We start from the raw sequence: 11,832 nt of genomic DNA, 5'->3' as shown, positions 1-11,832 counted from the left end.
ATATAAATAACCATAGGGACTACCCAACAACCTCTAAAACCTTTTTCACAACATCATCTGGCTGTATGGTTTCCATAGCTTTTTCATAACCTGGTGGAAATTTATTACCATACACAGATGTTGGTATAAGTGGGTATTTGTCTCTGTTTGCTAGCAATGCATTTGTGCTTTGTTGTGCAAATGGATAAAAACCAGCAAATGGGTGTGTAACTCCCCAAAGTGTTATTGTAGGTACCGCAAACATTGCGCTTAGATGTGAGTTGCCACTATCCATAGCCAACATAACATCTAAATTAGAAATTAAAGAAAGTTCTTCTTTAAAGCTTAGTTTTTTAACCACAGAAACACAATTGCTGTAGTCTTGTTCCCATTTTTCTAAGACTTCTTTTTCTTTATCTCCTCCTCCAAAGAGAACAATTGTATAAGTGTCTTTTTCATTTAACTTATTTACCACTTTTTCCATAAGTTCTAAAGGGTACGTTTTACCCTCAAAAGCAGCAAATGGTGCAATTCCTATCCACTTTTTTGGCTCTTTTGGTAGTAATGCAATAGCAGTATCAGATAATTTTTCTTTTTCTAAAGCACAAGAATCGTCTAGCTTAATGGGAAATCCTAATTTACCAAAAACAGAAACGTAACGTTGCTGCGTAGTTTGTAGTTGCTTAAAAACTTTGTTTTTACTTGCTGTTAGCGCTTTTTTATCGGCTCTGCCTTTATCAATTTGTATAAAAGGAATACCTGATAATTTAAAAAACTGTTTAAGAATATTAGAACGTAAAACGTTATGAATATCTGCAACTGCAGTAACATTCATTGCTTTTAACTCTTTAAATAATTTATAGAGTCCGTTTACACCTTTATGCTTGCCTTTTACCTCTGCTTGGTACACTTGTACGTTGGGCAATTGTGCAAACATTGGTGTAAAAAATGCCCTAGTTAAGACCGTAATTTTTAATGTAGGGTTTTGTTGCAATAGTCCTTTTACAACAGGAACAGTCATTGCAACGTCTCCCATTGCAGACAACCTAATTATTAAAATATGGTCCTGAGGCTTATTTTCCACGAAGCACTGGGTTTAGCTCGTCATCATTATACATTTTCATCTGCTTGTATACTTTCATATACTTGTTACCGTCTTCAATATCTGATATTAGTTGATCTATTGCTGTAGATAAATCTTTTTTCTGCTCTAATAAAACAGAGAGCTTAGCGCTACATTTTTGTTGGTGCTCATCAGAAGCATCTGTTCTAGTTGCTTCTTCTTGCATGTGATATACTTTTAAAGCAAGAATAGATAACCTGTCTATAGCCCAAGCCGGACTTTCTGTATTAATGGTTGCATTACCTTTTACTTGTACCGATTGGTATTTGTTTAAAAAGTAACTATCAATGTATTCCACCAAATCTGTCCTATCCTGATTGCTGGCATCAATCATACGCTTTAATTTTAAAGCACTTACAGGATCTATATTTGGATCTCTAATAATGTCTTCATAATGCCATTGCACAGTGTCTATCCAGTTTTTACGGTATAATAAGTGTGCTATTTCATCCTTTGGATATGGATTTTCAAAAGATTGATACACATCATCTAAAATGTGGTATTTATCTATACTTTCGTTAAATATTTTAAAGGCAAAATCACTAAACATACTGTAAAATTTTAGGCAAATATACCAATTTTACTTCAGTAAAACCTTAAATACAAATACCGTTATTGGGACTAAAATAGCTATAAAAAGGTTTAGCTCTTTAAAACGAGGTTTACGTAAAATTTCTATATAATTGGTAAGAAACACTGCTGCAGGAAAAAAGGTAATCATTATTGGAAAATAACCCAAGTTAGTCTCAAACAAAGTTATAAAAATACCTATGGTAAAAGATATTGCTACAAGTCGCATACTTGCTAAACGGCCAACACCTATTTTGCCAATTTTTATGCTGCTAATGACACCTACAATAATTACAACTATTAAATACACTATGGTTGCAGAACTTTTGCTCCACTCTTTAAACATATCTGCATCTAGTTTTAATGTAAAAATGTAATGCTCTACGATAAAGTTTAAATTACCCATAGCTGCTAATACCGCCGAAACTATTAATGAAACTGCTACAAAAGCTGATAAAGGTAAAAACCAGTTTCTTATATTTTTAGGCTCATAAATATAAATGGCTATAAATACCCAAATTAAATACAGCAAAGCCCAATCATAAAACAGGCTAGCAATAATAATCCACATTGAAGCATCAAAAATTTTATATTTAATTTCCTTTAAAGATTTTAGGCTTAAAATTTTTCTAGTTGCTAAAACAATAAAAAAACTGCAAAAAATACCGTTAGTATCTGTTAGTGAAGCTGGAAAAAAAACACATAATAAGGCATAGAAAAGGACCGCAAAAGAGTTTACTTGAGTAATTTTATTGCGTTTTACTATAAAATTGACAAGAAAAATAGTAAAAAACAGTACTAAAACTACACCAACATTTATACCAATTAACTCGAGTGAAAACAAGACATTACCCCCTAAAAAACGAGCCATGCCAAAAAATACCAACAGTAAAGTAAGTACAATTATGTAATTAATAGGTTTTGTTTTGCTAAAAAAGCTTGAAATCATCTAGAGTTTTTATATTTTTGCAGGGTAAATATACATATAAGATGAAAACATTTTTTAAAGCAATAGAGGATTTATTTGTTGATGTACTTTTTGCTCCTTTAGATTTACTAAGAGCATTAGAATTAGAAAACTGGTGGGCAGCAAATACGCTTAACTGGGTTTTTATGATTATTGGAGCAATAGCAATGGTATATTGGATGTTACAACTTAAAGAGCACTCTAATAACAATGAAGAGGATAAGAGTGTAAATGCACATTCTTACATAAAAATTTAAATATTTATTTGGCTGTACCGGCTAAAACCTATTTACTTATATAAGAAAACCCAACTAGCTACTATTGTAGTTACTAGTTGGGTTTTTATTTTTTAGTTAGCTAACTTCTTTTACAAGTCGAAACCTAAGTCTTTTCTGTAGTTTATTTTATCAAAATGAAGCTTTTCTACGTTTTTGTATGATTGTGCTAAAGCATCTTTAAAATTAGTACCAAATGATGTTACTGCCATTACACGACCACCGTTAGTAACCACTTTATCACCATCTAATTTAGTACCTGCATGAAAAACAATAGAACCTTCTACTGTATCTAAACCTGTAATTTCTTTTCCTTTTTCATATGCTTCAGGATAACCACCAGAAACTGTCATAACTGTAGTTGCCGTACGCTCATCAATTTTAATATCTATAGCATCTAATGTTTGGTTACCTACAGCTTCAAAAACCTCAACTAAATCGTTTTGTAAACGTGGTAATACAACTTCTGTTTCCGGATCACCTAAACGTACATTATACTCAATTACCTTAGGCTCTTCTCCTACTTTTATCAGTCCTATAAAAATAAAACCTTTGTATGGTAAGTTATCCTTTACAAGTCCATCTACCGTTGGTTTTACAACTTGTGAGTGTATTTTACTCATAAACTCATCACTTGCAAAAGGAACAGGTGAAATAGCTCCCATACCGCCTGTATTTAAGCCTGTATCTCCTTCACCAATACGTTTGTAATCTTTAGCTGTTGGCAATACTTTAAAGTTTTTACCATCTGTAAGTACAAAGACACTTAATTCTATTCCGTCTAAAAACTCTTCAATAACAACAGTTGTACTAGCATCTCCAAATTTAGAATCTACCAACATTGCTGCTAGTTCCTTTTTAGCTTCATCTAAATCTTGTAAAATTAAAACACCTTTACCTGCTGCTAAACCATCTGCTTTTAGTACATACGGAGCCTTTAAGGTTTCCAGAAAAGCTTGCCCGTCTGCCAAGGTATCCGCAGTAAAACTTTTATATGCTGCAGTAGGAATGTTATGACGCATCATAAATTCTTTAGCAAAATCTTTACTACCCTCTAAAGTTGCAGCTGCCTTTTGTGGTCCTATAACAGGAATATTTTTTAGGTCGATGTCGTTTAAGAAAAAGTCATGCACACCATTTACCAAAGGGTCTTCTGGACCAACTACAACCATATTTATTTGCTCTGCAAGAACAACCTCTTTTATTGCTTGAAAATCGTTTACACCAATTGGTATATTTTTTGCTATTGAAGCAGTACCAGCATTACCTGGTGCCACAAAAAGTTTATTTAGCTTTTTACTTTGATTAAGTTTCCAAGCAATAGTGTGTTCTCTACCGCCAGAACCAAGGATAAGAATGTTCATATTGTAAAAGTTTGCCCAAAAATACAGTATGACGATTTAATATCCTTTAAAAAAAAGAAAAAAGAAGTGAGAGTATAGATCGCTGGGCTGTTAGAAAATAAGATGCAAGACAAAATTCTTTCCTCTATTCTTTAGGTTCTTTTCTCTTGACTCTCTATTTAGAAAAATCTCTGTGTTCTTTATCTTGTAATTCTTCTGGAGATAACGACTTAAAGTAGTCGAAAACAATTTTTAGTCCTTCTTCTCTAGAAACTTTAGGCTCCCAACCCAACAATTCCTTTGCTTTAGTAATATCTGGTTGTCTTTGCATTGGGTCATCTGTTGGTAAAGGCTTGTAAATTACCTTTTGCTCTGTACCAGTAAGTTTAATAATCTCTTCTGCAAATTCGCCTATAGTGGTTTCATGCGGATTACCAATATTAACTGGGTAACTATAATTACTCATTAAAAGCCTATATATACCCTCTACTTGATCATCTATGTAACAGAAAGACCTTGTTTGCTTTCCGTCACCAAAGACCGTTAAATCTTCTCCTCGTAAAGCCTGACCCATAAACGCGGGTACAACACGACCATCGTTTAGTCGCATTCTTGGTCCGTAGGTATTAAAAATCCTAACAATACGCGTATCTAGTCCGTGAAAACGGTGGTACGCCATAGTAATAGACTCCATAAAACGTTTAGCCTCATCGTATACACCACGTGGTCCAACCGGACTTACATTACCGTAATATTCTTCGTTTTGCGGATGCACTAATGGGTCTCCGTACACCTCTGAGGTGGAAGCTACCAAAATAGTAGCGTTTTTTTCTTTTGCTACTCCAAGCAAATTATGTGTACCTAAAGCACCAACTTTTAATGTCTCAATTGGAATTTTTAAATAATCTATAGGACTTGCTGGTGATGCAAAATGTAATATATAATCTAGTTTACCAGGAATATGAATAAATTTAGAAACATCATGATGTTGAAACTCAAAATTCTCTAAAGGAAAAAGGTGCTCAATATTTTTTAAATCTCCCGTAATTAAATTATCCATTGCAATTACGTAGAAACCTTCTTTAATAAACCTGTCGCATAAATGAGATCCTAAAAATCCTGCCGCTCCAGTAATAAGTACTTTTTTCATTCTATATTTTAATATGCTTTTTCTTCTCCAGAAACAGCGTTAAGTACGGTTTGTACTATAATTTTCAAATCTAAAAATAAAGACCAGTTTTCAATATAAAAAATATCAAACTTTGTTCTGTTTAAAATGTCTTCGTCTTTTTCTATTTCTCCTCTATACCCTCTTACCTGTGCTAAACCAGTAATACCCGGCTTAACAAAGTGTCTTACCATATATTTGTTTACTTTATTAGCATACTCACTAGTATGCTTTACCATATGTGGTCTTGGACCAACAACAGACATAGACCCAAATAGTACATTGTAAAACTGAGGTAACTCATCTATGCTTGTTTTACGTATAAATTTACCTACTTTGGTAATACGCATATCGTTTTTAGTTGCCATATGATTATCTGCATCCTTGTTAGGAGCCATAGATCTAAACTTATAGCAGTAAAATTCTTCATTATCTATACCGTTTCTTTTTTGCCTAAAGAAAACAGGGCCTTTGGACTCTAAAGTAATTATAATAGCCATTAAGGGCACAAGCCAAGACAGCAGAAAAACCACAACCAGTAATGCAAAAACAAAATCAAATAACCGTTTTACAAATGCATTTATACCTTCATGCAAAGGGATTTCACGTAAAGAAAGCACTGGTATATAATCATAATACTCGAACTTTAGTTTCTTTGAAAAGATGTTTTTATTATCTGGTATAAACTTTAGCGTCTTTAAATTATTATCAGCAAAGTTAATAAGGTTAGTCATTTCCTTATTTGTTAATTCTGATACCGAACAATAAATTTCATCGATATTATTATTGGAGATGTAATCAAAACTACTGTCCAAATTAAAATCCTCGGACTTTGTTGAAAACTGTTTAAAAAACTGAAAACCGTATTCTACACGTTCTTGAAAAACCTTTACAAGCTGATCTGCCTTTTTGTTTTTACCGATAACAACAACATTTCTTAGGTTCCCTTTAATTCGCTTTCTATAGCTCATTAAAATATAATAATTAGCAAATTTAACTATAGATATGATTAAACCTACATACAAAAAATATTTACCCAACTCTAGCCTACTTATATTTGGCTGCTTAAAGAAACCTATAAAAGCATAAAGTATTAAAAAGAAAAATACAAACTGTGTAAAAAGTAATTTTAGTATTCTAGTTGCCTTACTATACCTGTAAACCTCGTAAAAATTACTTTTTAGCGATAGTATAACCCAAGCACACGATAGGTAACAATGAAATACTAATGCATTCACAAAATTAATAGGCATATAATAGGCATATAGATTTATAATAAGCAAATCTAGCCCATATGACAATGGAATTAATAAAGAAGAAAATCTGTGTTGGTTGGATAGCATTTAGTGAGTTGATGTAAAAAGTCAAAGATATTAACTTTTTAATCTTTCTTTCAAAACTAGGTACATAAATTTAGAATTACCAACCAAATAACGTTTCCACATACGCTTAGGCTCTTGGACAAACCTATAAAACCATTCCAAACCATAATTTTGCATCCACAATGGAGCACGCTTTACCTTGCCGGAAACAACATCAAAACTACCACCAACTCCCATAACAAAGTTCACCTTTTTTAAAAGTTCCTTATTTTCGTATAAAAAGTTTTCTTTGGTAGGTGAACTTATTGCTACAAATAAAATATTTGCTCCGCTGTCAGCTATTTCTCTTGCTATCTCCTTTTCTTCTTCTTTTTTAAAATAGCCATTTCTATAACCAGCTACAATATCTGAAGAATACTGATTTGAATATTTATTTACGACCTCTTTGACCACTTCTTCTTTTGCTCCAAAGAAAAATACTTTATATTTCTTTTTAGCAGCCAATGTAACAAGGTTAACCATAAGGTCTATGCCCGCAACACGTTCTTTTAATGGTTTTTTTAAAATTTTAGAGGCCCATACTACTGCCTGACCATCTGCATTAATTAAATCGCTTTCATTAACACTTAGGCGCAATTGCAAATCTGTCTGCATTGCAACTATCTTACCCGCATTAACAACTACATGGTGTAATTGTTCTCCTTTAGAAATAGTAGTATCTATAATCTCTAAAGTCTCTTCCATACTTAAATTATGAATATGGGTATTGAGTATATATATGTCAATCATTCTTAATAAAATTAAATAGTAATAGGGAATTAAAGAAACAAAATATTTCAACTCCTTTTTCAACATTTAAAATACACTCTGGAATTAAAATAACACAAAATGTTACACTAGTTAATAACATATATATATTTTTCCTTTTTATTGCGACTACCAAAGGATGGCCCAATAAAAATATCAATCCTAATAACCCTAAAACTCCATTACGTGATAATGAATCTAAATATTGGTTATGTGGGTTATTATATTTCTTAACTTTACATTGAAGACAATCTATTTTTTTAAATTGTTTAATCAATTCATCGGGTAAATCTCCAGTTCCTGAACCTAATAAAATATTCTCCTTACTAATTTCTATTGCTGATTTCCACTTAGCAATTCTAGTTGAAATGCTACTCGCATCATATTTATTATATTCAAAATTATTAATGCTTTTTAGTTGTAAAAACTTATACTTAAAATCCTTGTTAATTAATACACCTATTGGCAGTAATAAAATAGAAATTATACCAGTTATAATAATTTGTTTTCTAAGTTTTCTTTTTTTAAACGCTAAAAAAATTGAAAAAATGATTACTACCACTAAAAGAGTTATAATAGCAATTCTCGAAGCCAACAAATAAATTAAACATACGTGAAAAAAAATTAAAAATAGACTTATGTTTTTCTTTAAAGAATTTCTAATAAAATATATTAATATAATAATTGATATTATAGAATACAAACTCATATAAGTTGGATGAAACCCTCCATTAGCATAAACTTCTTGAAAAGACCATTTTTTTTCAAATCCATCTCCAATAATTTTAGGTAAAAAATTGTATAAAAAATAGATACACCTACAACTATAAGAAAAAACAAAAACAATAAATATTTGAATTATTTCCCTCTTTGAGGTTTTTATTCCCAAAAAAATAATAGGAAATAAAAGAAATGAAACCTTTGATGATAAAAAAGAAAAACCGTATTTAACATTAGTTGTATAAAACATACCTACGATATACACAAGATATAGTGTTACGCATGAAAAGAAAGCTACACTTAATATTTCGTTATATCTTTTTTCTCTTACTATTCTAAAAACAGAAAATAAAAATGTTAACCCAATTGCTATACTTCCAAAAACTTTATCAAATGGCAATAAAAAACACGTTATTAAAATTAAATAGACACCTATTTTATTATTTGACATACTGAGTATATTTATTTAACATTATTTCTTTCACAAATTTTTTTTCAAAAACTACTTTGCTATTTTTAGATAAAAATTCATAGTCAACTTTTGTTATCTTCTTTAATTCCCCTATGCGTTTAATCAATGATGAATATGAATTAACCACAAAACCATTAACATTGTCTTCTACAATTTCTAGATTTCCGCCTACATCATTACAAATAATAGGTCTAGAAAAATTACATGCTTCTATTAAGGAAACTGGGAGCCCCTCGTTTTTTGAAAAAAGCAAAACAAAATCACAATTAAGATACTCTTCATCCATATTTTCAACGAGTCCTTTCACTATAAATCTAGTGTCGTTTCCGACCAATTGAACTAAATCATTATAATTTACGCCATCACCACAAAAAACTATTTTAATATTTTGAATCTTTGATTTTTTAATTTCCTTAACTAATTCTAATTGTTGTTTTACTGAGGTAATTCTAGCTGGATACAATAATTTTATAATGTCATTTTTTATAAAATCTCTTTTTGAAAAATCGACTTTACTAGATTCAAGTCCATTATAAATTACATTTATTCTAGATTTATCTACATTAAACACAGACATTAAATTAGATTTCACTTTTTCTGATACTGCAATTATTTTTTTGGGAAAAAAAGTTAAAAATTTAAAGTCAAAAAACTCATTATGAGATACATGTATTATTGATAAGCAAAAAAAGGGAAACTTACTCAACATAACAAAAAAACTAGTAAGTTTTCTATGATGAGAAATCAAAACTGAATCATTTTTTTTCAAGAAAAAAGAAAAATCTAATTTAATATAATCTGATTTTTCAATTTTTAATTTATAACGATCATTTATAAGTCCATAATTAGTTAAACCTGCAATTTTAACCTCTATATTTCTTTGCTTCATACCTAAGTACAATTCAATTATAATTGATTGAGCCCCTCCTATATTATCAAAATTAGGATACAAATGGATAACTTTCATTATGATTCTTTTTTTTATTTAAAATTTTAATTGCGAAAAAATAACTTAATATATACGCTGGTTGTAAAATTAAGTGATAACTGGTAAGCGCTGGAATTGTAATAAATATTATTAAATATACCTTTTGAATTAAATTTAATTTCCAACATCTTGAATAAAGGTATATTAGGAAGAATAGAGCTATAGGAATTCCTAACTTATATACAAGCATTACAAATGAATTGTCTAAAAAATAACTCTCAACGGGATGCGTAAAAACTTTAGCTTTATAAACACTACCAAACCCCATTCCCCAAAAAAAACTATGAATCGACTGACTCATATTTTCAAGAATCATAACCCTAACGTTTTCAATCCTATATATAAAAGCTGGGTCATCCAATGGGTTTAAAATACGTTTAAACCTTTTAATTTGTGTTTCATTTATGTAAAGAGGTATAACAGTTGTAAGAATTGGTATAACAGAAAGCATCCAAATGCTTCTTTTTTCATAAATAATCCAGGCTATCGGAAGTATATTCGTTAAAAAAACAGTTCTTTCTCCTGTTTTTACATAAATTAAAATTATTAATATGGAATATAAAAAAGTATTTAAAGTGTTTATTTTCTTGCTAGAGTTAAGTGTGATAAAGAATACAATTGATAAAAAAATTACTTGAGGTCCCAAAATTCTACCAACAAAATCTAATGCTAGGTCTGACCTTATACTATTAAAAATTTGAAAAATAAACCCTCCAGGTTCTAATAAAAAAACATATATAATTAAATATAATATCAATAAAACCCTAAAATATTTATTAATTAATTCATTATTAAATTTGGAGTTTTTTATTACTTGGCAGTACATAGGTATATAAAAATAAAACCTAAATTCCGTTAAAAAGTAAGAATAACGAACCTCTGTAAATATGACCCCAATCAGTGTAGATATAATACCTAAACACAAAATAATTAAAAAAAAAAGTGTTGAATTAGACAACTTATTTTTTAATAAACTTCTAAGAAAGGTTATACATAAAAGCAAATCAAAAATAGACAGCCCCATATATATCCTACCTATTGCTCCTCCAAAACAAAATATTCCCAATAAAAAGAATAATAATGTATCATTATATTTTATGACTAAATTATTTTTCAATTTCTTTTATTGATTTAACCATATTAACAGAATAAGCCATAGTATTGGCTGAAATATCCTTAAAAATTGTTGAATTAGCGGCTATCACTGAGTTGTTACCTACAACTATTGGCCCTATAACGACAGAGGATGAATACACTTTTACATTATTGTGAAAATATGGTTGCTCGATTTTTCTCCCATTATAATACCTAATCTTATTATCACTACCTCCAATTGTTACATTTTGATAAATAAATAAATCCCCTTCAGAAAACACATCTCTTCCAATAACTATACCTATAGGATGAACTAATTTTAAACCAGGTCCTAATGAAGCTCCTGGATCAATATCAATTGAAAAAATTATTCGATTGAATAACCAAAATATTTTTGAAATAAAAAAAAGATTTTTATTATAAAAATAATTTGAAAACCTATATATTAAAACCATCCAGATATTAATATCAAGAAAAACCCTAAGGGTAGAGGTTTTTTTCCCAATTTTATATAATTCAACATCTCTTTTAAAACTCCTCACCTTTTAATTTTTTTATAATTTCTCAAACCAAATAATGTTATAATTATAAACTTAATAATCAGCATTAACCTAAAAGGATATTGTAATATAGCTTTCTTAAAAAACTTAATAGACAAACTTTTCTCATCTTCATTTATTAACATACTGCCATACTTTTCATAAACACTTGACTTATCCCTTCTTGACAGAGAGCTAATTTGATTCTTAAATTTTACATTAAAAATATTAATAGTTTTAATCAATGCCTTAGTATTTTTAGTTATGCTATTATCCTGTAAGTAAGCATCACATAAAACTTCATTTATCATAAAGTAATTATATAAAAATGAAAGCCTGATGAATAAGTCCCAATCTTGTAGCCTTGGTAGTGATTCATCGAAACCACCAATAGACAACAAACAACTTTTTTTAATGATTGCGGAAGGTGTTCCTATATAGTTTGCCTTAAGTAATTCTATGTG

General features: G+C 29.8%; 13 protein-coding genes. 1 reads left to right on the top strand and 12 read right to left on the bottom strand.

The window, feature by feature from the left end; genetic code table 11:
* Positions 1 to 19: 19 nt before the first annotated feature.
* The 3 genes from ABJD66_RS16660 to ABJD66_RS16650 are packed head-to-tail and all read right to left on the bottom strand — an operon-like array spanning position 20 to position 2,243.
* Positions 20 to 1,015, bottom strand: a complete 996-nt coding sequence (locus ABJD66_RS16660; RefSeq protein ID WP_348133761.1) for a glycosyltransferase family 9 protein — start codon at positions 1,013 to 1,015, stop codon at positions 20 to 22.
* A gap of 37 nt (positions 1,016 to 1,052) precedes the next feature.
* Positions 1,053 to 1,652: a DUF4254 domain-containing protein gene (locus ABJD66_RS16655; RefSeq protein ID WP_348133758.1), complete on the bottom strand. Its 600-nt coding sequence runs from the start codon at positions 1,650 to 1,652 to the stop codon at positions 1,053 to 1,055.
* Between the two features lie 30 nt (positions 1,653 to 1,682).
* Positions 1,683 to 2,243, bottom strand: coding sequence for a hypothetical protein (locus tag ABJD66_RS16650; RefSeq protein ID WP_232732595.1), 561 nt, complete (start codon positions 2,241 to 2,243; stop codon positions 1,683 to 1,685).
* A gap of 419 nt (positions 2,244 to 2,662) precedes the next feature.
* Here ABJD66_RS16650 and ABJD66_RS16645 point away from each other — a divergent pair, with 419 nt between their 5' ends.
* Complete coding sequence (locus ABJD66_RS16645; protein ID WP_100894348.1) at positions 2,663 to 2,896, top strand: uracil phosphoribosyltransferase; 234 nt, start codon at positions 2,663 to 2,665, stop codon at positions 2,894 to 2,896.
* A 110-nt stretch (positions 2,897 to 3,006) separates the two neighbouring features.
* Here the strand turns inward: ABJD66_RS16645 and purD are convergent, their stop codons facing one another.
* The 9 genes from purD to ABJD66_RS16600 form a co-directional block, all read right to left on the bottom strand.
* On the bottom strand, positions 3,007 to 4,278 hold the full coding sequence (gene purD, locus ABJD66_RS16640) for a phosphoribosylamine--glycine ligase (protein ID WP_348133754.1): 1,272 nt from the start codon (positions 4,276 to 4,278) through the stop codon (positions 3,007 to 3,009).
* Positions 4,279 to 4,432: 154 nt separating this feature from the next.
* Positions 4,433 to 5,407, bottom strand: coding sequence for a UDP-glucuronic acid decarboxylase family protein (locus tag ABJD66_RS16635; protein ID WP_303539687.1), 975 nt, complete (start codon positions 5,405 to 5,407; stop codon positions 4,433 to 4,435).
* An 8-nt stretch (positions 5,408 to 5,415) separates the two neighbouring features.
* The gene (locus tag ABJD66_RS16630; RefSeq protein WP_348133750.1) at positions 5,416 to 6,768 is read right to left on the bottom strand and encodes an undecaprenyl-phosphate glucose phosphotransferase; all 1,353 of its coding nucleotides are present in this window, start codon (positions 6,766 to 6,768) and stop codon (positions 5,416 to 5,418) included.
* Positions 6,769 to 6,798: 30 nt separating this feature from the next.
* Complete coding sequence (locus ABJD66_RS16625; protein ID WP_348133748.1) at positions 6,799 to 7,536, bottom strand: WecB/TagA/CpsF family glycosyltransferase; 738 nt, start codon at positions 7,534 to 7,536, stop codon at positions 6,799 to 6,801.
* The gene (locus ABJD66_RS16620; RefSeq protein WP_348133745.1) at positions 7,529 to 8,725 is read right to left on the bottom strand and encodes an O-antigen ligase family protein; all 1,197 of its coding nucleotides are present in this window, start codon (positions 8,723 to 8,725) and stop codon (positions 7,529 to 7,531) included. The genes ABJD66_RS16625 and ABJD66_RS16620 overlap by 8 nt, the downstream gene beginning before the upstream one ends.
* Entirely contained in the window at positions 8,715 to 9,713 is a 999-nt protein-coding gene (locus ABJD66_RS16615; protein ID WP_348133742.1) for a glycosyltransferase family 4 protein, read from the bottom strand. Before ABJD66_RS16615 ends, ABJD66_RS16620 begins: the two co-directional genes overlap by 11 nt.
* Positions 9,688 to 10,851 carry a hypothetical protein gene (locus ABJD66_RS16610; RefSeq protein ID WP_348133739.1) on the bottom strand — a complete coding sequence of 388 codons (1,164 nt, stop codon included), beginning with the start codon at positions 10,849 to 10,851 and terminating at the stop codon, positions 9,688 to 9,690. The genes ABJD66_RS16615 and ABJD66_RS16610 overlap by 26 nt, the downstream gene beginning before the upstream one ends.
* Entirely contained in the window at positions 10,841 to 11,371 is a 531-nt protein-coding gene (locus tag ABJD66_RS16605) for a hypothetical protein (RefSeq protein WP_348133736.1), read from the bottom strand. Before ABJD66_RS16605 ends, ABJD66_RS16610 begins: the two co-directional genes overlap by 11 nt.
* Positions 11,368 to 11,832, bottom strand: a 465-nt coding sequence (locus tag ABJD66_RS16600) for a hypothetical protein (RefSeq protein ID WP_348133733.1), incomplete at its 5' end; no start/stop codon positions are given. The genes ABJD66_RS16605 and ABJD66_RS16600, both read right to left, overlap by 4 nt.

Origin of the sequence: Cellulophaga sp. (assembly GCF_039943695.1) — a bacterium.
Classification (GTDB): Bacteria; Bacteroidota; Bacteroidia; order Flavobacteriales; family Flavobacteriaceae; genus Cellulophaga.
The sequence above is the reverse complement of the archived record's forward strand: the minus strand, read 5'-3'. Positions and strand labels throughout refer to the sequence as shown.